The following is a 21,537-nucleotide window of genomic DNA, read 5'->3' on the forward strand; positions in this document are numbered from 1 at the left end:
CGTTTAAAAGTGAGGTACAGGAGGAGCGAAAATGAAACTACAATTTTTAATACCGAAAATTGTCTTTCTTGCCGTATTCGTTTCGATCTGTGCCTCGCTACAGGTATTTAAAGATTATTTTATCTATTGGCAAGATGACTTATTTCATGATTTTTGGCGCTTATGGACCGCACATTGGGTTCACGTCGGTTGGATTCATTTTGTTTTAAATATATTGGCCTTTATTTGCTTACCGTTTATTTTCCCACGAGTTTCGACATGGCATTTTGTTGCCATTTTATTGATTTTATCTCCTTTAATCAGTCTAAGTTTCTATTTTTTCTTACCCGATATTGAAGCCTATGCCGGATTATCTGGTGTCTTACATGGTGCCTATGTCGCGGTCGCTTGTGTGCATTTGATGTATCGACGGGAGCGAAATTTTGCAGCCTTTGTATTGTTGCTGATTTTGGCAAAATTGGTGTGGGAAAATACCGTGGGCAATACGGGAACGGCTGAATTAATTGGAAGCCCCATTTTAGTCGAAGCACATTTATTGGGGGTGATTTGGGGCATTATCATCGCCTTGTTCTATCTTGTTGGCAATTATTTCTGGGATCGTTAGCTCACTTTAGGTGATTGGGTTGACAAAAAAAACCGAAAAGAAAATACATATTGTCATTTTAATGTTTTGAATATTGATGCAAATTTAAACGTAATAATAAAACAGTTAGGTCAGGGAAAGGAACTTCTCGAACCGATAAGGAAGAGGATGCTTAGTCCAGCTAGGCTCCAAAATAAAAATAGGAAGACTCATGCAAAATGATGCACAAAACAGATCCAGCATCGTTGGTCTGTTACGTTATGTCTGGACAGAATGGATTTCGTCTCTAGTCGTATTGATCTTGCTTCTGCTTACACTAATTATCGGTACAGGGGAGATGATTCATGGTCAGCTTCTGCGTACTGGTGAGCGTTTGTATGGTAATGAAAGCATTGGGATGCAGTATTCATTTTTACGTGCAGAACCGACCAAGCCAGATTGTGACCGCCACCCAGATGTAGAAAAAATGGTGCAAACGCAAATGAAAGCCAATGCGGCCGACGAATTTGCTGACATTTTTGGTACAGCATCTGAATCCGATGTACGTGCATCGGTCATGGCAGGTGTACAGCAATGTGAAGAAAAATTCCAATTTTATGACAAAGCAAAAGCTTATTTAGATGAGCATCCAAGTATTCGTACTTATCGTGCGATTGAAACGACATTCTTTGGCATCTTTAAATTTGGTTCTGAAAACCGCGTATTGATTCTTTTACTGATGGTCTTGGTGTCTGCCATTACTGCTTCAGTGAAGTTCCATCATATTGGTCTACGTGCGCCAACAACACGCTTGGATTATAAAGTCTATGCTTTATTCATGGCGATTGGTAATGGCCTATTAACCTTCTCGGTATATAGTCAGTTTAATTCAGTCCTAAATTCTGGGGTGAAATCGACCACGGAGACATTGGCTGTATATTGGTTGTGGCTAGCCCTGTTTGGTATTGTCACCCTCATCAGTATTTATCAGTTCTTTAAACCACCTGCTGCGAAAGAGCCGGGTCCGGGGAATATTGGTTTTGCGCTATTAAGTGTACCGTTGTATGCCTTTATGGCGATTATTACGGGTGTGGCGTTTACCTTCTTTATGGACTACCCAATGGGTCAGGGGATTTACCTCGGACAATTGGTCGAATTCTCTGGGATTTTCCTGAACCTTGCACTGTTTATTTGGGCCGGGATGTTATTGACCCAAACGCGCGTGATGGATTTGTTCTTGGGGATTTTACGTCCATGGAACTTAGCACCTGAGACTTTGACGTGGTTAATTCTGATTGCCGCGGCTATTCCAACTGCTTATACCGGCGCTTCCGGGATCTTCGTTGTAGCAGCCGGTGCAATTATTTATAAAGAAGTGTGGAACTCTGGCTCTCGTCGTCAGTTCGCACTCGCTGTATCTGCAATGTCAGGTTCCTTAGGTGTGGTCATCCGTCCATGTCTATTGATTATCCTGATCTCGATGCTTGATAGCCGCCATGTCACGTCAGATGAACTATTTGATCACGGTATCTATGTGTTCTGGCTCACGGCATTCTTGTTCTTGGGTATTTCACTATTCTTGGCAGAAACACGTTTCCGTGTGGCATCGCCGAAAGTGGCTATTCCGGGCATGCTCAAAGCGTTCATTCCTGTGATTCCGTATATCGTACTGACCTTGCTTGTGATTGCTTTCTACAAGTACGGTTTAGATACACAAATGGATGAATTCACCGCACCTGTGGTTCTACCGATTATTCTGATTGTTTACATTATGTTTGACCGTTGGTTTGCAGATCGTTTTACTTCGCAAACTGTAGATGCACATGAACAACTCAGCTTACAACATGAGCAAAGTTCTGAGTTCATGCGTGAACATGGTGGACATGGGGCTAACCGTCGTGGTTTTGGTAGTTCAATTTGGTTTGCCTCTTCAGAAACGGTTGGACACATTGGGGCTTTGATTATCTTAATGGCCTTGTCGGCAAGTGTCGGCGGTTTGATTGAACGGACAGAAATCATTGAATTATTACCAACGCATTTGGGCAATATCTATATTTCGTTAGCCTTTATCGCATTGTTATTGGCGATTATTGGTATGACGACAGATCCATTCGGGGCAGTGATTTTGGTTGCAGCAACGATTGCACCAGTAGCCTACGAAAATGGTATCCATCCGATTCACTTCTGGATGATCGTTTTGGTTGCCTTTGAGCTCGGTTATGTTTCGCCACCTGTAGCGCTGAATCACTTATTGACACGACTCTCCGTCGGGGATGAAGAGGTGCGGGCAGCGGATGCAGAAGCAAAAGCCCAATACACCAATTTCTATTATCGCTATGAACGTTGGATTTTACCGATCCTTGTATTGTTCCCAGCTTTGGTGATCGTGACTTATGCTCCTTATATTCTGAAACTGTTTGGTTGGTACCAATAAGTTAGTGGTAAGCCATTAAAAAAGCACCTTCGGGTGCTTTTTTTATTGAGTAAGATACTTCGCATTTGATGGTAAATGAATGAGATCTTTATGACTTTTTAAACTTATTTTGTAGGAACGGACTACATAGCAAAATCGCTAAAAATATAAAAGCAAAGCCGAATAGGCTGTAAATATCTGGCAATTCTTGCCACAGTGTAAAGCCCCAAATACCGGCAAAAATAATCGCTATATAGTTTACGGGACCAATTTGACCTGCGGGTGCAAGCTTATAAGCATTGGACATAAAAATTTGACTGATATTGGCCAAAAGTCCCGCTGTAATCAGAAAAGCTAACTCCTTTAAACTATAAGGACGCCAGAGCCAGAGCATCGGGATCATCGATATGAGCGTGCCAATAAAGCAGAAATAAAACACGATGCGTTCAGGTGGTTCAGTTGCAGTAAGGGCACGGACAGTGACAAATGCCATGGCTGCCAAGAAGCTTGCGGTTAGTCCGATGAGTGATAACTGATTGAACATTCCTGCATCGGGCTTTGCGACGAAGAGCACGCCGATTAAACCAATGACGGCGGCAATGAGCATACTCAGGGTTATTTTTTCTTTTAAAAATAACCATGCAATTAATGGGATGAAGATCGGCGAGGAATAGGTGAAGACCATGGCATTGGAGAGTTTTAAGTGTGCGATGGCATAAAAAAAGCCATACATTGCCACCAAGCCTACGATTGAACGCCAGGTATGCATCCACAGTTTTTCAGTTCGAAAAAACGTGCTGCCTTTTTGTAGGATCAAAGGGAGAAAGATGAATAAGCCAACCGCATTGCGAAAAAATACGATGGTGGCATTATCTACTGTATGGGAGGCGTAGCGTATACAAACCCCCATGATGGAAAAAAGCAGCGCTGACAGCATGAGAAAGCCAATTGCTTTGGGGATATTTTGTGGTGGTGTAGTAGTGGACATAACAAAAAAGCTAGAATATCTGATGATATTCTAGCCTATAAGTACGCATGGTGTAGCAGAAGTCGGTTATTTTGCTTGTTGTGCTAACTGTGCTTCGAGTAATTTAATTTGTTCTTCTTTTAGTTTAATCAGCTCATCTGCATCTGAATGCTGCTGTTTTAAACTTTGCTCCTGATCATTCAATTGTTGTTGAATGTCATCTAATTTGGCAATTTCCTCTTTGGCTAAAGAGGCATTTTCAGGCACAGCTGCATCTAAAATGTCTTCTTCGACCAATTTAATGGTTTCAGTCTCTGCGGTAGGGACTGATGCTTCAGTCTCAGATTGGACAGGGGTTGCAACAGGCGGTTTAGCCGGTGCAGCGACCAGTTCTTCTTGAAGTGCAGATTTATCTGCTGTACCGCTGCTTAACCATTGATATGCAAAAAAGATAGCAATCAATAACGTTAAGCCTCCAATGATTCCAACTAACAATTTTGGATTATGTCTTTGATCTTCTGTCATTGCTTGACCTTAATTTTTATTTAGGCTGACGTGGCTTAAATTGGATCACACCGATATCGTCTGGCACGGCAGGTTGTTTAGGTTGATCGACATGAGTCGGTCGATTTTCACTGTAACCACAATCAATGCATTCGATCCATTCGTCTTCGCCAGAGGTCAGCATGACAACCCGGTCCATCGCTTGGCATTTTGGACATTTTGCACCTGCAATGAAGCGTCGTTTAATGGTCATCATACTTACCTTGAATCTAACTAAGGTCCCTAGTTTAAGCGTTTTTAGATGCGTTCGTCCAACCTTGATGACGCAGCAAAGCATCTATTTTTGGCTCGCGTCCGCGGAAATTGATAAATGCGTCAAGTGCCGTATCTTTTCCGCCAACTGCTAGAATAAATTGTCTAAACGACTTGCCAGTCGAAGTATTAAAAATTCCTTCATTTTCGAATCGGTCGAAGGCATCACTTGCCAAAACCTCTGCCCATTTGTATGAATAATAACCAGCAGCGTAACCACCTGCAAAGATATGACTGAAACCATGTTGGAAACGGTTGTACGAAGTAGTGGGTGCAACTGCATATTTTTGACGAATATCATCTAAGGTTTGTTGGATGCCTGCAGCGTCCAAAGCAGGGTTGGCTTTATGGATATTTAAGTCAAACATGGCAAATTCAATTTGACGTAAAGTTTGCATCCCAGACTGGAAGAAACGTGCATCTTGCAGTGCTTTTAGCAGATCGGCTGGTAAAGTTTGTTTTGATTCGATATGTTCACTGAGTAAATCTAAACTTTCTTGATCCCAAGTCCAAAATTCCATGAATTGACTTGGTAGCTCTACTGCATCCCACGCCACGCCATGTGTACCAGCCACAGCAATATTATCGACTTCAGTGAGCATGTGATGTAAGCCATGACCAAATTCGTGGAACAACGTCGTTACTTCATCATGGGTAAGTAAAGCAGCTTGCTCACCGACAGGTGGGGTAAAATTGCAGACCATGTAGCAAATTGGTTTTTGCAGACCATTTTCAGTTTGCATGCGTGAACGGAAGCCGCTCATCCATGCGCCGCCACGTTTACCGCTTCGTGCATACAGGTCAAAGTAAAAACCGCCAATCACGCTGCCTTGATCTTCAAGTTCAAAATAACGTGCATCAGGATGCCAAACAGGCGCTTCACGCTCGATTACATTGATGCCATAGAGACGATTTACAATGCTGAACAAGCCTTGAATAATTTTAGGTGCAGGGAAATAGGGCTTCAGGTCTTCTTGTGACAAATTAAACTGTTGAACTTTGAGTTTTTCTGAATAGAAAGTGGCATCCCACGGTTGTAACTCAGTGATACCGTCTTGCGCTGCAATGGCTTTCAGTTCAGCGATTTCTTTCTCTGCTGGGTCACGCGCATGTTCTGCCAATTCAATCAGGAACTGATCTACAGTTGCTACATCGGGTGCCATTTTGCTTGCCAAGGACAATTCGGCGTAGTTGTTAAAACCAAGCAGGCTTGCCATTTCCTGACGTAGCTTCAAGATTTCTTCCATGACCGCTGTATTATCAAATTCAGCAGAGTCTGCCTGATCAGAAGCACGTGTGGTATAGGCTTTATAGAGCGCTTCACGCACTTCGCGGTCTTCTGCATAGGTCATAATGGCAATATAAGACGGGAAGTCGAGTGTGGCTACAGCCTGTTCGAGTTCGCGTTGCTGACCATATTGTTTCAGAAGTTCAATACTGCCTTGAGGTAGTCCTTTGAGCTGCGCTTCAGTTAAAGGTTTGAAGTAGGCTTGGGTGGCATCCAATACGTGATTGGAAAAGTCTGATGATAACTGTGAAAGTCGTGCAGAGATTTCTGCATAGCGTTTTTTCGCTTCACCTTCTAAGGCAACGCCTGAAAGTTTAAAATCTCGTAACGCAAGTTTAATCGCGCTTTGCTGTGCTGCAGGAAGCGTGTCAAATACACTGTTGTCATGTACATGCTGATACGTTTGATACAACACTGTATGTTGACCTAGCTGTGTATAGTACTCACTCAGGCTGGGTAGTAAAGATTGGTAGAGCTCTCGAGTTTCAGCATTATTCATCACGGCGTTCAGATGCGACAGCACGCCCCAAGCTTCACTCATATTATTTTCAAGGTCATCAACCTGTTCTAACGTATTTAGTTGTTTTTGTACCGAATCTGGAACAACCGTCAGTTCATTTAGAAATTGTTGACCGTGTTGAATCGCATTTTGAATTTTTTCTTTGAGTTGATCTAAGGTAATTTGATCAAATTGAGGAACGGGCAAAGTTGCCTTTTCTAAAGTCATATTTTCTACTTCATATAAATCCTGAGTTATTTATAGATGTAGGGTTTGTTGCGGGTTAAATCAAGACTAAATCAGGAATTATTCATCTTCTGCAGAGGGCGCGAAGTCTTCACTGATCTTAAGAATCAAAAAAGAGCGCCGAAGCGCTCTTGATTTAAACCTTAATCCGCAGATGATTTTGCATTGGATTTTTTCTTTTTCGGTTTAGATTTTTTCTTCACTTTATCTTTAGCCTTCGCTTCAGATTTGCTTGCAGATTTTTTAGCAGGCTTTTTACCGAATGAACTGGGCTTAGATTTCGACTTTTTGCGTCGTATGGGCTGTTCTCCATCTTCAGCAGCGTTGGTTTTACGTTCTGAAAAGACTTCTTCTTTGGCTGTAGGTTTTGCAACACGAGGGGCACGTGCGCGAATAGCGCGACCTGCATGGCTCAATTGTTGAATCAATTCAAAGTCGATTTTGCGCTCTTCTAGATTTACACCAGCGACTTTAATTTTTACTTCATCGCCGAGACTGAAAACTTGACCGCGAGATTGACCAATTAAGCTCTGACTCGGTTGGTCATAGACGAAGAAGTCATCACCCAATTGGCTGACGTGGATCATGCCATCAACATATAAGTCTTTGAGCGTTACAAACAGGCCAAATTCAGCAGTTGCACTGATGGTACCGACAAACTCTTCACCCAAATGTTGCTGCATGTAATGGCACTTCAACCATGTAGTAACAGAACGTGATGCTTCATCTGCACGGCGCTCAGTCGCAGAGAAGTGTTCACCAGCATCATCCAGCGAAGCGCCAGAAATTGGGTAAGGTTTTTTCTTTAATTGTGCTTTGATGGCACGGTGAAGTAACAAGTCTGGATAACGACGGATTGGAGATGTGAAATGCGTATACGCTTCATAAGCCAAGCCAAAGTGACCTGCATTGTTCGCGCCATAATAAGCTTGCATCATTGAACGGAGTAAAACGGCATGAATGCTTGGAGCATCAATACGGTCTTTGGTGGCATCAATCACGGCTTGATAGTCAGCTTGAGTCGGCTGTTCAGGGAATGGCAGGCCCAATAACTTCACAAAATCACGAACCTTTTGAATACGTGAGAATTCAGGTGGTTCATGCACACGGTACAGCATAGGAATTTCATTTTTTAATGCATATTCTGCCGCTGCGACGTTTGCCAGCAACATACATTCTTCAATCAGTTTGTGTGCATCATTACGGCTACGCGGTAGGATTTCGTTAATACCGCCTAGCTCATCAAAGGTCATATAAGTTTCAACGGTTTCAAATTCCATCGCGTGGCGTTCAGCACGTAAGCCTTTCAACACTTGATACAATTGGAATAAGGTATTGACCGATTTACGTACATCACGGTCTTCAGGAATGGCTTGACTATTACCCTCAAAATATTCGGCCACTTGAGTATAGGTCAAACGAGCTTTGGAATGCATCACACCCGGATAGAATTCAAACTTAGTAACACGACCCGCGCGAGATAAGTTTAAATCACAGACCATACATAAACGGTCTAGGTGTGGGTTCAAAGAACATAAACCATTCGACAGCGCCTCAGGCAACATCGGCAATACAAAATGAGGGAAGTACACCGATGTACCGCGCTCTTGAGCTTCGTCATCGAGCGGTTTACCCGGACGTACATAATGGCTGACATCGGCAATTGCCACCACAACACGATAACCACCACCCGGACGTTTTTCCGCATACACGGCATCATCGAAGTCGCGGGCATCTTCACCATCAATGGTGACAAGCGCTAAATCACGTAAGTCGACACGATCTTCACGATCTTGTTCTGATGGCTCTTTAAAGCTGTTGGCTTCTTGTTGTACCGCTTCAGGGAATTCGTAAGGTAAACCAAATTCTAAAATGGTTTGTGGAATAATAATTTCAGTGTCTGCTTTATCTGCCATCGACTGAACAATATGACCTGTCGCAAATTCTTCTTTGGTTGGGTAGCTGTCAATCGCAATACGCACAGAGTCGCCGAGTTTGACTTTGGCATGCTCGATTAATTCTTTTTCTAAAGTAATCGGTTGGTGTGCATTAGGATTTGCCGGCTGAATAAAATATTCACCTTCATATTCAGACACTTTACCAATAATTTCTTTGACACGATGCTGTAGAACTTCAGTAATAAAGCCCCATGCCTTGCCTTTACGGTCTACCGATGTTTGGCGGACTTTAACACGGTCACCATTAAACACCTGACGTAACTCACGTTCAGGAAGTAAAAGGTCATCTTCACCGCTAATATTGGCTGTGCCTAAACCTTTTGAGTTGATATAAACCGTTGCTTCATGAGTCGGTTGCTCAGCTGCAAGCTGGAACTTAAATCCATCTTTCATCAACTGACCATCTCGAACCATCGCAATCAGACGATGACTCAGTGCATCAATACTTTTTTGATCGGCAATTTCAAAATGTTCTACAAGATCGGCATGCGACATTGCAGTTTTCAGTTGTTCAATCGTCTCTTGAATCAGAGTACGGCTTGGAATTGGATTGTCATAACGTTCGGCTTCAGCTTTTGCTTCAGGGTCGACCCAGTTTTTCATATGTATTTGGCTTCAAATCAGAAGATTAGGATTAGCATAAGTCATGCAAGCAGATACTGCACGCAATTGATTGCAATAAAGTGTTTTATGCCGATATTTTATAATGTTTAAAGCTGAAAAGTAGGGGACAGCAGTGCGTGCTGAACTAATTTTGCACTAATTTTTTGAAAATCGTTTAAAAAATATCTAATTGAGTAAAAAAATGAAAAAAATATAACGACTGTGCTTGCAGTCGTATCATGATCTTTGTATTATGGCGGCACGTTACGGTGAGATGGGTGAGTGGCTGAAACCACATCCCTGCTAAGGATGCATACGGGCAACTGTATCGAGGGTTCGAATCCCTCTCTCACCGCCACGATTTACTTATGTCGCGCTCATAGCTCAGCTGGATAGAGCACTTGGCTACGAACTAAGGGGTCGGGAGTTCGAATCTCTCTGAGCGCACCAATAAGTAAATCTGAAAACGTAGTCTTTTAAGACGACACAAGTTACGCGCTCATAGCTCAGCTGGATAGAGCACTTGGCTACGAACTAAGGGGTCGGGAGTTCGAATCTCTCTGAGCGCACCAACTTGAACAAATTACCGCACATGTTGCGGTTTTTTTGTGCTTGTGATTTATCGCTTTGATATAGCTGTCTTTTGTTTGGATTCTATTAAGCGTTCTATTTCATAAAACTACCCATCAGTAAATTTCAATTTTGCTTATCTTCTATAGATAACCCTTTTTTCAGATATTCATAGTAATGCAATTTTTTTAAATCTAAGGCAAGGAAAAGTTGACTCATTTAAAGCCGTGATTCAATGATGGCGATATACTTGTTATCTATCTTGAGCATTTATATGTGAGTAAAGCTAACTTTAGATTCCAAACTTGTGATGTAAAAGCCCTTAAAAAAGTAAATCTGGCTGATTTTTGGTGTGTTTAAAGTGCAATTGTTTATTTGCTGTGCGTTTGGTTGAATTTATATGAAAAAGCTCTTAACAAAAAATAAAAATCACGTATAATGAGCCTCATCAAGACGTCGCGCTCATAGCTCAGCTGGATAGAGCACTTGGCTACGAACTAAGGGGTCGGGAGTTCGAATCTCTCTGAGCGCACCAACTTGATCAAGATTGAAAAAACCGCACATGTTGCGGTTTTTTTGTGTCTGAAATATAGCTAAAAACAATAAATTCAGCTCATCACTCAAGGTTCTAACTTAACTTCTGTTTAACTTTGAGTGCAAAGACCGTATTTCCGCCTAAAGCCGGTAACATGTCGTGATACGGCATACTGCGCATAGCACGAAGTAAAAACGGTGCTTTGTCATCAATCTTCACCGCACTGGTCAATTGTAATAACGACCCTTGTTGTAAGGGGCGAATATGCATTGCACCTCGGACAAACTTTAAGTCCCCACCTGTTGCGGTGTATTGATTTTGCAGTAAGTCGGGATAGTTAAAACGCATCTTAAAATCAAAGGGAATATTGATCACACCTAAACCCACCGAAATTTTATAGTCGGCATCCATCAGGTGCGGATTAATTTTCTGCACTTGCATGTGTTTGACTTGTCTTGGAAATAAGTGCTTGAACGAAGACACATTAATCCAGCGCTGTAAGCTCGAAGGCTCTTGTGCATAATATTGAAAACTGGTGCTAAAGCGCATCAATTCATAATTTTGCCCAAAGGGAACGCGCTGCGCTGTCAAAATAAAGGACACAGGTTCTTTTGAGCTTTGACTTAATTGGGTGATTTTGTCGAGTTGAGAGGCATTTAATTTGAGTTCAGGCAATTGATTTGCAGCGAGAGTTTCACTGCTAAAGGCTTTAAATCGGCGCTGTAATGATTCGAGTAAAAAACCATTGGTTCCCGCAGGAATCCCTAATTTGGCATCGGGTAAGGCATTTAATATTTTGCTAAACAAAAAACCTTTGGGCTGATTTAAATCGCCCCATTGGGTCACACTAATCAAGGTGTGTTGTGCGTCAATCTCAAACCATTCAATTTTCCCTGCACCAAAGGGCACCGGTGCTTGCAGAACCAAACTATTAATACTGTTGTGATCAATTTGGTGCTGCATCACCACGGTTTCTTTAAAGTTTAAAACTGGAATCGGCGTCGGGATGTGTATGCGATATTCAACTTGGCTGGCTGAACCTTGCTGTTGCAAAACCTCAGCAGATTTTAGTGTGGGAAATAAGCCGGCATAGTTTGGATAATTACTGAGTAATCTGGCGACATTTTTGCTGTTGGTTGGGACAACCACGGCGGCACTTTGAAATTTACCAACGACTTTTTGGCCTGCTTTCATCGTGGGCAGACTAATCTGCTGTGAGGGATGTGCAAAAATCACGATGTGATCACCGGCAAGATTTGCCAAGGCTTTGGCATTGCCATTAAACAAGTCCAAACTACTAGGAATCTAGGGTTGCCATTGAACGAATTTGGCCCAACTGGTCGATATGCTCAGTCCACTCAGAAACACCAGTACCATGATTATTTTTGTTATCTGCATGTCACATCCTGCGTATGCAATCTTTTATTTGTTGCTGTTTTTAACGTATTTCTAGAGGGAAGGGAAGTAGTGAAGTGTTACAACCGACCATTAAAAACCATGAAGCAAATTTGAATTGTGGTGTAGTATTTAGCGCAATTCATTTTTAAATATTCATACGCTTATGTCTGAAAATCTACCTGCATTATCGCTGCGCTATTTTTTAAATCTAGAAGAATCACAGGATGGTTTTGCACTAGCTACTTTTGGCAAAAAGCAATTTACGCGTTTTTTAACGCCAGCCATTAGCCTTGGGATTATCATCTGGGGTTTTTACTTAGGTGTAAATGGTGTCGGTGCCTACTATGTTGGGCTGGGTGCTTTCTTTTTACTTCTTCAAGGTATCATGCGTTATTGGTTTTTACCGATGATGTTTAAACGCCAGTTTGTAAAATACCAATTAGGAAAAAGTGAACAAGGTATTGATTTATTTCAAGACTATGCAGAAATTCATGCCAATGGTCGTAAGAATATCTTCCATTATGCTGAAGTGGCCAATTTTGCTGAAGGCAAATTGACCTATATGCTTGAGCTGAAAAATAAAACCGTGATTATTGTGCCGAAAAGTGCATTTAAAGATACTGCGGACCAAGCGATTTTTAGCAATACTTTTCAGCACTAAGACAATCTATTCATAACAAAAGAGGGAGTAGTATGCAGTCACGTCCATCTAAAATTGTTTGCGTCGGTCGTAGTTATGCAGATCATGCCAAAGAATTAGGCAATGCAATTCCTGACCGTCCTGTGCTTTTTATGAAGCCGCCAAGTGCATTAACCGCATTAGAGCAAGGCATCTCATGGAATCCAGTATGGGGCAGTTGCCACTATGAATGCGAATTAAGTTTACGTATTGATCGTCCTTTATCGGCTGAAACTGATCCTCTCAAAGCCTTAGAAGCAGTTGGAGCTGTGACTTTGGGCCTAGATCTGACCTTACGTGATCTACAAGATGATTTAAAGAAAAAAGGTCAGCCTTGGGAGCGTGCCAAAGCTTATGATGGTTCTTGCATCCTTGCGGATTGGGTCGATGTCCAAGAGGTGGTTCAAGATTGGAAAGATGTGCATTATACCTTGCATGTCAATGATGAATTGCGTCAGAACGGTGATACTGCTTTGCTGATTTTTGATGTGGGTACTTTGTTGGCCGATATTAGCCAAGTGTTTAGTCTTGAGGCGGGTGATGTGGTCATGACGGGTACGCCTGCAGGTGTCGCGGCACTACAGTCAGGTGAGCAGTTGAAAATGACCCTAAAAGGCAAAAATCAGGACTATGTCTGGACAACCTTTGTCAAATAATCTGTGAAAGAAATACAAAAAAGGCTGCTTAATGCAGCCTTTTTTGATTGATCTATTCAGTGCTACTTGATGGCGGTGGCTCATTTGGTTGTAAAGGACCAGTGTCTTTCCATGTTTCATAGGTGTCGGCCATATGCTGTGAGCCGGTGTCTCCCAATGCACCTGCTTTGGCATACCATTGTCGCGCTTTTTCACCATCTCGAATATCATAATGATAATAATGTGCCATTTTCATCGCCGCGTCAGCATCTTGCCCTTGTTCTGCGGCATAGCTTAAATATTCAGCTGCTTTGTCGGGTGTAGACGAAGGATGTTCAGAAAAATAGTGTTGATTTCCCAAGACTTTGATCGCTTCGACATTCTTTTGTTTGGCAGCTTTTTCATACCAAATTTGCGCTTGGTGCTTATCTTGAATTAAGCCTTTTCCAGTGTCGTACATCCACCCAACGGTATATTCAGCAGCAGGATCATGAGTCTTTTTTGCAAGGTCTAGCACCCAGTGTGCAAGGAAAATATTGCCATCTTGCTGCATCTTTCGAATCACTTGATCTGCATGCGGGTTTCCTTGGTAGGCTTGAGTCATCAACCATGCGAATGCGTCCGTAGTGCCTTGATCCGCAGCAGCTTTGTACCAATGTACACTTTGTTCGATATTTTGTTCTGTGCCCGTTCCACTGAGGTATAAATCACCCACTTTCATTTGTGCAGTCGCATCGCCCGTTTGAGCGGTTTTGAGTGCAGAATTAAATTCACGCTGTTCTTTGGAACTACAAGCCGTTAAAAATACGGCAGATAAACACAGCGCTAAAATGGTTTTTTTATTCATTCGAAAGGGAGTCATTATCATTCTTTGTGGATTTTTTGATCTTAGCGGATTGTTGAATCACTTTATAGAGACCCTTATAGCTAAATTTAAACAAATTTAGGGCTTTAAGGCAGATTTTCTAAACTGATCTGGGGTGCAAAGCATCCATTTTTTAAACATATTTATAAACGCCGAGGCATTGGCATAACCAAGTTCTAAAGCAATATTTTCGACGGTTTGACCTGCGTTGAGCATCGACATGGCTTTCATGACTTTGAGACGTTGTCGCCATTCATGCAGGGACATCCCAAGTTCTTTTTGACAATAACGCGCCAGAGTACGTTCCGTCATATTTATCCGCTTTGCCAATTGCTCAAGCGCGCTCTGATCCGCAGGATGTTGATGTAAATAATCAAGCAGTTGTTTGAGGGCAGGGTGTTCCGAATGCGGTAAATAGCTACTGACCAGTTTAGCTTGATGCAGTTGATCTAAGATCACATGAAGCAAGCGTTGATATTCGGCCGTATTTTCCATGAGGTCGGCTTGTTGGTGTAAGAGACGCAAATGGCTGAAGATCGCGGTGACTAAGGGCGAGCTGAGTAAAATCCCAGGTTGTTTCGGTAAGTGAGTACATAGCGATTCATGTACATATAAGGTGCCATGTGAAACCGCGGTACGATTTAAACCACTGTGTTCTAAGTGTGGGGGAAGCCAAATGCCATAAGGCGGTGGGGTAATATAGTCTATCTGATTGATGTTCACTTCCATTACGCCATTAAAGGCATAGACAAACTCGCCCCAAGCATGTCCATGAACGGGATAAACAGACAGTGCAGGATCGTCACGAAAACTGATCCACAGTGCTGCTTGAATTTCATCGTTGGTGGGAAGTTGTTGCAACTGCGTATGATCTGCACGAGCTTTATGACGCATGAGAAATTTTGCCTGAATAAGAAGATCACTTGTCTATTTTGAAGTATATATTTTATTTCTGACAGTTCTATAGTGTTGCTTATCGTATTGTCGAGTAAATAGTGTGGAACAGCGTAAGGCGCTAGATGCAAAAGCTTCTGGCCTGATGATTATTTTGTGCATGATTTTAGGGATTCAGCAGGTCATTTTGAAATTGGCCGCGGTTGATATTGCGCCGATCATGCAAATTGCCATTCGATCGGGTTTGGCTGCGCTGTTGGTCTTTCCACTGATTCGTCTCAAGCCGGGAACACATTTATATACACGCGAATACTTGCTGCCGGGTATTTGGTTGGCGTTTTTATTTTCAGCCGAATTTATTTTAGTGGCAGAATCCCTGCGCTATACCTCTGCATCACATACTGTTGTCTTGCTCTATACCGCACCGATATTCGTGGCATTAGGTTTACATTGGAAGTTGCCTGAAGAAAAGCTTACAGCGATCCAGTGGGTCGGTATTTTTATTGCCTTTTCAGGTATTGTCCTGTCGTTTATGGGACGTGAAAGTAGCACTACAGTCAACACTCAAGCCCTGTTGGGTGATGCGATGGCATTACTTGCAGGGGTGATGTGGGCCTTGACCACCATTTCATTAAGACTCACCAAACTCTCTAATGCACCTCCGACTCAGACCTTGTTTTATCAGTTAGTTGGTGGTTGTGTGTTTTTATTACCTGTGGCGTGGCTGACAGGACAAATGACTATACATTGGACCGTATTGTCCATCAGCAGCATGATTTTTCATGTGCTCATTATTTCATTTTTCAGCCTCATGTTGTGGTTTTGGCTGTTAAGTAAATATCTGGCCAATGGTCTGGGCGTATTTTCATTCCTTACCCCAATCTTTGGTCTGGTCTTTGGCGTATTGATCTTAAATGAAACGATTGAACTGAACTTTATCTTGGGGACGGCCTTAGTAATGGTCGGGGTGATGACGGTAACCTTGCATCGATGGTTAGCTAAATTGATGGGACGTCAGCGCACAGCGATCTAATATCATGTATAAATAAAAAAAGGAGAGCTCTACGGCTCTCCTTTTTTTATTTACGCTTATTTTTCTTCAAAAATAGTCGCAAGCGGAATCGAGAGTTTGGCCGCAAGATAATCATCCGATTCGACCAGTTGCGGCCCAATTTTTTCCATCCAAATATCATCTGGATCGACGCGACCTAAATCTTGGCGTTTAGGGAGTGGGTAAGGAAGCTTACTGTAAAAACTCCAAAAGTCCACTTGGGTTAAATTGCGAACTAAAACATAATGATCATCATCTGTGCGTTTAATCAGGTGTTGCTCTTCAAACAATAAAATATAGCTTGGCAGGCGGCCGATTTCATCACGCCCTAAGACCTCAAGCGCTTCTTTTTCTGTCACGCTCTGACCGAGTTTTTGCTTTTTATAAAATAATTCAAGCAAATCCATCAACATAATCACAGGATGACGTTTTTGGTCGTTGCCCGAATTGAAAGCTGTCAGTGCATAACTAATTTCTACCCCAATCAGTACGATATTCCATGAAAGGAATATCCAGAGCAGGAAAATTGGCACTGCAGCAAAAGCACCGTAAACGATTTGATAACTGGTGAAATTTGACATTACAAAACCAAAGAGGTTTTTGAGTAATTCAAATACCACGGCACTAAAGACACCCGCGATCAGCGCCGCCTTAATCGGCACACTGCGGTTGGGAATCGTCCAATACAGAATGAAAAAACCTAAAATGGTCAATGAAAAAGACAAGATCCACAGCAGAAAAGCCCCATCCAGTTCATAGCCGGCAAAATTATTGCTGAGGACATTCATAGAGGCCAAGGTAGATGACACAACAAATGCGCTACCCAGTAAGATTGGGCCTAATGAGATAATAGTCCAATAGCGCATAAAGCCAATAATGCCGCCACGTGTCTCACGCACCCGCCAAATTCGGTTAAATACTGTCTCAATGCTGGTCAGCATCATGACTGTGGTAATGAATAAAAACAGCACACCTATCACGGTCAAGTTACTGGATTTATCGGTGAAGGCATTCAGTGCTTTATCGAAAGCAATCGTCGTTTTCGGTAGGAAATTACTATAAATCAATTGTTGAAGCTGTTGACGAGCAGGTTCTAAAGCTTTAATTGAGGAGATGATGACCAAGAATACGGTCAACATGGGTACCACTGCAAACAAGGTAGTATAGGTTAATGATCCAGCTTGTTCACGGCAGCGATCGGCTTCAAAACGTCGAATGACAAATAAAACAAACTGAAACCATTTCTTGTCGTAAAAGGGAAGTTTTTTTAAAAATGCTTCGATCATTCGTTCAAGTCTCGAGTTATTTTAGTCATGTTTATGCAATTTTCATCACTTAGCTTAACCAAAAAATAGGAAAAATACCGTATAGTTTTCTTTTTTCATTGAATTTATAAAAATGACGCAAGCTTATGTACTGGTGTTGTATTACAGCAAATATGGTTCAACACGTGAGATGGCACATTTGATTGCCAATGGGATTGAAGCTTCTGGGATGGCGGTAAAAATACGTACCGTTCCAAATTTATCTACCGTGGTAACTGACGTGCAGCCCAGTATTCCTGCCGAAGGCGATATTTACTGTAGCTTAGATGACTTAGCGCATTGTTCAGGTCTAGCTCTAGGCTCACCGACCCGTTTTGGTAATATGGCGTCGGAAATGAAATATTTCTGGGATCAAACCACAGCACTTTGGCTCAATGGCGCATTACATGGCAAACCTGCCTGTGTGTTTACCAGTTCAGGTTCAATGCATGGGGGACAGGAAAGTACTTTGCTGACCATGCTGCCGCCTTTGTTTCATCACGGAATGATGGTCATGGGTTTAAGTAATGCTCATCCGGCATTATCAAATACCAAAACGGGTGGTACACCTTATGGTGCAAGCCATGTCAGTGGTCCACGCCATGATCAGTCATTGAGTCAAGATGAGCGTAACTTGTGTGAAGAGCTGGGTAAACGCCTAGGCGAAGTCGTCAAAAAGTTGATTTGATACTTACTTGCTCTAGGAAGTTGCGCTAACTTTGTAGCGAACGGGCAAGAAAAGGCTTAAATATTGTACTTTTCTTGCTTTATTTACGTGTGACGTCTTTTTATTTATGACGTTGTATACTGCCCAAAATATAAAAATAAATCTGTCGAACCATTCCTGAAATATTAAAAATAAATGATATCAACAATATATTGAAAGTTTTTAAATATAGCCTGCTCAGTGATGGTTTCGAGTCGAATATTGCTCTCTCTTTGGGCGCGTTTTTTTTATTTTTTGATTACATGATTTGTATTTAAATTTCTTCTTCTTTGGGGTGTGTGATGTCTATTATTAATTTTCTAATGACTTTCCTATGTTCCGTATTGGCTGCATCTTCCTTGTGTACGGCAATGCCAGTTTATACAGTATGGATTTCCCGCAAGAGAAAAAGACGAAGAAAAAGAATTTTTAGCGAAACAAGATCAAGTTAATGTGGACTCAAAATCTTTAACTGATGTTTCAAAATAATTGATTCGCCATGGTTTCGAATAGCATTTCAATAGACTAGAAATACATATTAGAAAAACAATAACCTATTAAAAAAGAGCGTAGAAACGCTCTTATTTAATTTAGCAGCAATCAAAATTAGTCTTGATCTTCAGTTTTTGCTGCATCTTCAGGTTGAGATTCAACTTCAAAGCGTTGTTTGCAGGCCTTGCATTGGTAATCTAAAAATATATTTTGATCTACAATCACACCTGCTTTTTTACCAAAGCGATGGCCTAAAAAGCCGCCTGTGATGCCAACGCTAATCGCCCCGACAAAAGTCCCAATGGTTCCGCCCATAATCACGCCAAGTGGGCCAGCAGTCACGCCACCAATCGCAGCACCAATAGATGCGCCAGATGCCGCACCACCGACAGTCCCTGCAGCAGTTCCTGCACCACTGAGTAAGACACCACCAATTTTTTGTAAGTTTTGTTCATGGTTACGCTTTTCAATATGGGTTGATCCACATTTTGGACATTTAACTGTCGTTTCCATGTTTTGCTCTTCTGTATTCATAACTTTCCATAGCCTTAAAAAATAAAGTGGCCGAATTTATGGTGCAGCATAATGTAATTTGACAGATGAGTAGTTGACCCATTCGATCAAATGCAACGATTTTCCTGAATTTTATCGAGTTTTGCACACCGATGTTTTGTCTGCTTGTAACTAAGGCGTTAAAAAGTGCGCTTTATGTCACCTTAATGGCAAATTTTTAGCAAAAAAAAGAACACCCGATGTGTTCTTTTTTCTTTTGAACGCAAACTTAGTCACGAACAAATTCAACTGTACCATTCGCCAGTGATTTCACACGTGCCAATGATTCAACGCGATAGCCTTTTTCAAGCAAAATATCACGACCAGGTTGGAATGATTTTTCAATCACGATACCGATACCCAATACTTCAGCACTTGCTTGATGAATAAGATCTGCAAGACCTAAAGCCGCTTGACCATTGGCCAAAAAGTCATCAATCACTAAAACTTTATCTTCAGCATTGATGTGCTTTTTAGAAATCGCGATCGTGCTTTCAGTTTGTTTGGTGAAAGAAAACACTTTTGAGCGATACAAATCATCTTTTAAGGTCAAAGATTGATATTTACGTGCAAAAATCACAGGAACACCAAGTTCAAGACCCGCCATAACTGCAGGTGCAATACCTGAAGCTTCAATGGTGATGATTTTGGTAATGCCAGCATCTTTAAATAGACGGGCAAATTCTTGACCAATTTGCTGCATCATTACAGGGTCAATTTGGTGGTTCAAGAAAGAATCGACTTTCAGAACTTCTTCAGAGAGAACGATACCTTCAGCTAAGATTTTCTGTTCCAGAGCGTGCACGGGAGAATCCTCGAGGGGCAGGTGCTTTTTAAAGCAAAAGCGTATTTTAAAAAGCACCGTGAAAAATGCAAGCGAAATTGATCAAATCAATTAGTTTGTTGCACCTTTATAGCCCGTTAACAATAAACCGTAAGAGGTTTTATTGTCTTGGTGGGAAACTTTGACAGGTAGGTAATCTAGTTTTGGTGCTAACCAGAAAGTCGTTTGACGGCCTGGTTTGTCATGACGCATCACGACTTTAACGGTGTCAAAAGTTCCATAAGTGGTTTTCACTTTTTCAGTGCCTTGTTTCACGAACTTACGAGCTTCAACCTCTTTGGCATCGGCAATGTAGTAATTCGATTTCAAACCACCATTTTTTAAATCTTCACGAATTTGCAATTCAGCATTGAGTTCATCTAACACACCTGATTTCCACGCAAATGAACGCGCTTTATCATCTTTTTTGGTATTAATGGTTTTTGCGCCAGCATTGAAATTGATGTTCATGGTGTTGTTGTGCACCAAAATTTTGCTGCTGCGGCTAAAGCTGTTCGAGTGAATTTGGCTGCCATTTAAACTAAAACGACTGGTTTCAGTTGCAGAGGCCATCGCACCAGCTTTTGCTGCAAAAACATACGTCCAGTTATTCCCAGATTGTTTTAGGGTACGTGTTGCAGAACCCAAGTTTTTGCCGTTGTAATTAAACTGGTAGCTTGCTTGGAATGGACTCATGGCAAATGACTGACTTGAGAAACCAGTCAAAAGCAGTGTAGTCGATACCCCAGCAACAAGACCTAAATTTTTCAAAACTGAATGTGCCATAAGTATGGTTTTCCTATTCAATAGAAGTGCGGTGGGCTAAACCACCTGATATATTTATTATGCGGCTGGATTGTGGAGAATCACGTCACAAATCCGTGCCTAATGTATATATTGTGTAGCGTTTTTATAGGTTCAAGATGCCTAAGTACAGGATAAGTCTAGCTTTCCTTTTGCTTTATAGGCGTGACTTCATCGTCTTTTAAATTTGAATCATCCCAGTCTTCCATCCGTTCTTGCGACATTTTGGTGAACAATGCGGTTAAATTAACATTACCAATCACCACCAATTCGGCCTCACGTAAAACAGCATGGTTGACATGGACTTTGCCCAGTGTGTCGATAATCGATCGACTTTTACCGAGCCAGCGATTCAGGTCTAAATACAGTAAATCATCTTTAACTTTGATCACATTGAGCTTTTCCAAAATCATACCCAATGGATCTTGGTTGAGTACTTTTTGATAGAACCATAACGCCATGCGCACGCCCATCTTATACAGAACATTTGGATACTTTGCTTCAATCACTTGTGTATCACTAATTTGTTCAAATACGATCAATTGGGTTTGTTTGTTGAGTTCCATCTGTACCAGTTTTAAATCAACAGAGAGTGTTATGATCAGCCCGTTATAATCCAATGTGGCATACAGTCGAAGCCAGTCATCATGCAGGTCAGCATGCAAGTCTTTGAGCATTTTCACATTATCGGTGACAAAGCGCTGAAATGTCGCATTTAAAAACACTTGAGACATTGGGAATTCACGCTCATCTTCAATAAATCCTTCAGCTTTTTGGTACACTTGGCGTATACGTTTAGCGATATTGGAAACTAGCGTTTGCATAAGAAGTGCATCCTGACAAATTATGTTTTTTGACGATGTTTATCTTGTCGATT

At 41.7% G+C, this 21,537-nt stretch carries 19 protein-coding genes and 4 tRNA genes; 10 read left to right on the forward strand and 13 right to left on the reverse strand.

What is annotated here, in order from left to right:
• Window positions 1-31: 31 nt before the first annotated feature.
• Entirely contained in the window at window positions 32-604 is a 573-nt protein-coding gene (gene rrtA / locus FTU16_RS05995) for a rhombosortase (RefSeq protein WP_168379122.1), read from the forward strand.
• 190 nt (window positions 605-794) lie between these two features.
• A complete protein-coding gene (locus FTU16_RS06000; protein ID WP_180162894.1) occupies window positions 795-2,996 on the forward strand; it encodes a TRAP transporter large permease subunit in 2,202 nt (733 codons plus the stop codon).
• Window positions 2,997-3,084: 88 nt separating this feature from the next.
• Here the strand turns inward: FTU16_RS06000 and FTU16_RS06005 are convergent, their stop codons facing one another.
• The 5 genes from FTU16_RS06005 to rnr all read right to left on the reverse strand — a co-directional run bounded on the left by FTU16_RS06005 (window position 3,085) and on the right by rnr (window position 9,352).
• Entirely contained in the window at window positions 3,085-3,963 is an 879-nt protein-coding gene (locus FTU16_RS06005) for a DMT family transporter (protein ID WP_180055989.1), read from the reverse strand.
• 66 nt (window positions 3,964-4,029) lie between these two features.
• Window positions 4,030-4,467: a hypothetical protein gene (locus FTU16_RS06010; protein ID WP_180162895.1), complete on the reverse strand. Its 438-nt coding sequence runs from the start codon at window positions 4,465-4,467 to the stop codon at window positions 4,030-4,032.
• Between the two features lie 16 nt (window positions 4,468-4,483).
• On the reverse strand, window positions 4,484-4,693 hold the full coding sequence (locus FTU16_RS06015) for a YheV family putative zinc ribbon protein (RefSeq protein ID WP_180162911.1): 210 nt from the start codon (window positions 4,691-4,693) through the stop codon (window positions 4,484-4,486).
• Window positions 4,694-4,733: 40 nt separating this feature from the next.
• Entirely contained in the window at window positions 4,734-6,773 is a 2,040-nt protein-coding gene (locus FTU16_RS06020; RefSeq protein ID WP_180162896.1) for a M3 family metallopeptidase, read from the reverse strand.
• 161 nt (window positions 6,774-6,934) lie between these two features.
• Window positions 6,935-9,352: a ribonuclease R gene (rnr, locus tag FTU16_RS06025; RefSeq protein ID WP_180162897.1), complete on the reverse strand. Its 2,418-nt coding sequence runs from the start codon at window positions 9,350-9,352 to the stop codon at window positions 6,935-6,937.
• 268 nt (window positions 9,353-9,620) lie between these two features.
• Here rnr and FTU16_RS06030 point away from each other — a divergent pair.
• The 4 genes from FTU16_RS06030 to FTU16_RS06045 all read left to right on the forward strand — a co-directional run bounded on the left by FTU16_RS06030 (window position 9,621) and on the right by FTU16_RS06045 (window position 10,457).
• Window positions 9,621-9,710: transfer RNA gene (locus FTU16_RS06030), tRNA-Ser, on the forward strand.
• 15 nt (window positions 9,711-9,725) lie between these two features.
• Window positions 9,726-9,802 (forward strand) — tRNA-Arg (locus FTU16_RS06035).
• A gap of 45 nt (window positions 9,803-9,847) precedes the next feature.
• A tRNA-Arg gene (locus FTU16_RS06040) sits at window positions 9,848-9,924 on the forward strand.
• Window positions 9,925-10,380: 456 nt separating this feature from the next.
• Window positions 10,381-10,457, forward strand: a tRNA-Arg gene (locus tag FTU16_RS06045).
• A 93-nt stretch (window positions 10,458-10,550) separates the two neighbouring features.
• On the opposite strand, the gene FTU16_RS06050 is transcribed toward FTU16_RS06045, so the two are convergent.
• The gene (locus tag FTU16_RS06050; RefSeq protein ID WP_373683892.1) at window positions 10,551-11,762 is read right to left on the reverse strand and encodes an SRPBCC family protein; all 1,212 of its coding nucleotides are present in this window, start codon (window positions 11,760-11,762) and stop codon (window positions 10,551-10,553) included.
• Between the two features lie 256 nt (window positions 11,763-12,018).
• On the opposite strand from FTU16_RS06050, the gene FTU16_RS06055 reads away from it, so the two are divergent.
• Together FTU16_RS06055 and FTU16_RS06060 are read left to right on the forward strand one after the other, a co-directional pair.
• Window positions 12,019-12,516, forward strand: a complete 498-nt coding sequence (locus FTU16_RS06055) for a YcxB family protein (RefSeq protein WP_180008423.1) — start codon at window positions 12,019-12,021, stop codon at window positions 12,514-12,516.
• Between the two features lie 32 nt (window positions 12,517-12,548).
• Window positions 12,549-13,190: a fumarylacetoacetate hydrolase family protein gene (locus FTU16_RS06060; protein WP_180110376.1), complete on the forward strand. Its 642-nt coding sequence runs from the start codon at window positions 12,549-12,551 to the stop codon at window positions 13,188-13,190.
• A gap of 52 nt (window positions 13,191-13,242) precedes the next feature.
• Here the strand turns inward: FTU16_RS06060 and FTU16_RS06065 are convergent, their stop codons facing one another.
• A complete protein-coding gene (locus FTU16_RS06065; RefSeq protein WP_180110375.1) occupies window positions 13,243-14,016 on the reverse strand; it encodes a tetratricopeptide repeat protein in 774 nt (257 codons plus the stop codon).
• 96 nt (window positions 14,017-14,112) lie between these two features.
• The gene (locus FTU16_RS06070) at window positions 14,113-14,928 is read right to left on the reverse strand and encodes a helix-turn-helix domain-containing protein (protein ID WP_180162898.1); all 816 of its coding nucleotides are present in this window, start codon (window positions 14,926-14,928) and stop codon (window positions 14,113-14,115) included.
• A gap of 103 nt (window positions 14,929-15,031) precedes the next feature.
• Here FTU16_RS06070 and FTU16_RS06075 point away from each other — a divergent pair, with 103 nt between their 5' ends.
• Window positions 15,032-15,961, forward strand: a complete 930-nt coding sequence (locus FTU16_RS06075; protein WP_180162899.1) for a DMT family transporter — start codon at window positions 15,032-15,034, stop codon at window positions 15,959-15,961.
• Between the two features lie 56 nt (window positions 15,962-16,017).
• On the opposite strand, the gene FTU16_RS06080 is transcribed toward FTU16_RS06075, so the two are convergent.
• Complete coding sequence (locus FTU16_RS06080) at window positions 16,018-17,265, reverse strand: YihY family inner membrane protein (RefSeq protein ID WP_180162900.1); 1,248 nt, start codon at window positions 17,263-17,265, stop codon at window positions 16,018-16,020.
• Window positions 17,266-17,377: 112 nt separating this feature from the next.
• Between FTU16_RS06080 and wrbA the strand changes: the two genes are divergently transcribed.
• Window positions 17,378-17,971: an NAD(P)H:quinone oxidoreductase gene (wrbA, locus tag FTU16_RS06085; protein WP_180010538.1), complete on the forward strand. Its 594-nt coding sequence runs from the start codon at window positions 17,378-17,380 to the stop codon at window positions 17,969-17,971.
• 624 nt (window positions 17,972-18,595) lie between these two features.
• Here wrbA and FTU16_RS06090 read toward each other — a convergent pair.
• From FTU16_RS06090 to FTU16_RS06105, 4 genes are all read right to left on the reverse strand, one after another.
• A complete protein-coding gene (locus FTU16_RS06090) occupies window positions 18,596-18,994 on the reverse strand; it encodes a hypothetical protein (protein WP_180021684.1) in 399 nt (132 codons plus the stop codon).
• Between the two features lie 268 nt (window positions 18,995-19,262).
• Complete coding sequence (locus tag FTU16_RS06095; RefSeq protein ID WP_078189246.1) at window positions 19,263-19,838, reverse strand: xanthine phosphoribosyltransferase; 576 nt, start codon at window positions 19,836-19,838, stop codon at window positions 19,263-19,265.
• 90 nt (window positions 19,839-19,928) lie between these two features.
• Entirely contained in the window at window positions 19,929-20,642 is a 714-nt protein-coding gene (locus tag FTU16_RS06100) for a DUF3108 domain-containing protein (RefSeq protein ID WP_180010540.1), read from the reverse strand.
• Between the two features lie 158 nt (window positions 20,643-20,800).
• Window positions 20,801-21,484 (reverse strand): hypothetical protein, encoded by a 684-nt coding sequence (locus tag FTU16_RS06105; RefSeq protein ID WP_111885941.1) that lies wholly within the window; start codon window positions 21,482-21,484, stop codon window positions 20,801-20,803.
• Window positions 21,485-21,537 lie beyond the last annotated feature (53 nt).

Origin of the sequence: Acinetobacter sp. YH12069 (genome assembly GCF_013419675.1) — a bacterium.
Lineage (GTDB): Bacteria > Pseudomonadota > Gammaproteobacteria > Pseudomonadales > Moraxellaceae > Acinetobacter > Acinetobacter amyesii.

Excerpts from the sequence above, each read along its gene's own strand:
- FTU16_RS06000 (WP_180162894.1), top strand. The coding sequence starts at position 795 with ATGCAAAATGATGCACAAAACAGATCCAGCATCGTTGGTCTGTTACGT.
- rnr (WP_180162897.1), bottom strand. The coding sequence starts at position 9,352 with ATGAAAAACTGGGTCGACCCTGAAGCAAAAGCTGAAGCCGAACGTTAT.
- rrtA (WP_168379122.1), top strand. The coding sequence starts at position 32 with ATGAAACTACAATTTTTAATACCGAAAATTGTCTTTCTTGCCGTATTC.
- FTU16_RS06060 (WP_180110376.1), top strand. The coding sequence starts at position 12,549 with ATGCAGTCACGTCCATCTAAAATTGTTTGCGTCGGTCGTAGTTATGCA.
- FTU16_RS06055 (WP_180008423.1), top strand. The coding sequence starts at position 12,019 with ATGTCTGAAAATCTACCTGCATTATCGCTGCGCTATTTTTTAAATCTA.
- FTU16_RS06105 (WP_111885941.1), bottom strand. The coding sequence starts at position 21,484 with ATGCAAACGCTAGTTTCCAATATCGCTAAACGTATACGCCAAGTGTAC.
- FTU16_RS06020 (WP_180162896.1), bottom strand. The coding sequence starts at position 6,773 with ATGACTTTAGAAAAGGCAACTTTGCCCGTTCCTCAATTTGATCAAATT.
- FTU16_RS06010 (WP_180162895.1), bottom strand. The coding sequence starts at position 4,467 with ATGACAGAAGATCAAAGACATAATCCAAAATTGTTAGTTGGAATCATT.
- FTU16_RS06005 (WP_180055989.1), bottom strand. The coding sequence starts at position 3,963 with ATGTCCACTACTACACCACCACAAAATATCCCCAAAGCAATTGGCTTT.
- wrbA (WP_180010538.1), top strand. The coding sequence starts at position 17,378 with ATGACGCAAGCTTATGTACTGGTGTTGTATTACAGCAAATATGGTTCA.
- FTU16_RS06090 (WP_180021684.1), bottom strand. The coding sequence starts at position 18,994 with ATGGAAACGACAGTTAAATGTCCAAAATGTGGATCAACCCATATTGAA.
- FTU16_RS06100 (WP_180010540.1), bottom strand. The coding sequence starts at position 20,642 with ATGGCACATTCAGTTTTGAAAAATTTAGGTCTTGTTGCTGGGGTATCG.
- FTU16_RS06080 (WP_180162900.1), bottom strand. The coding sequence starts at position 17,265 with ATGATCGAAGCATTTTTAAAAAAACTTCCCTTTTACGACAAGAAATGG.
- FTU16_RS06070 (WP_180162898.1), bottom strand. The coding sequence starts at position 14,928 with ATGCGTCATAAAGCTCGTGCAGATCATACGCAGTTGCAACAACTTCCC.
- FTU16_RS06065 (WP_180110375.1), bottom strand. The coding sequence starts at position 14,016 with ATGAATAAAAAAACCATTTTAGCGCTGTGTTTATCTGCCGTATTTTTA.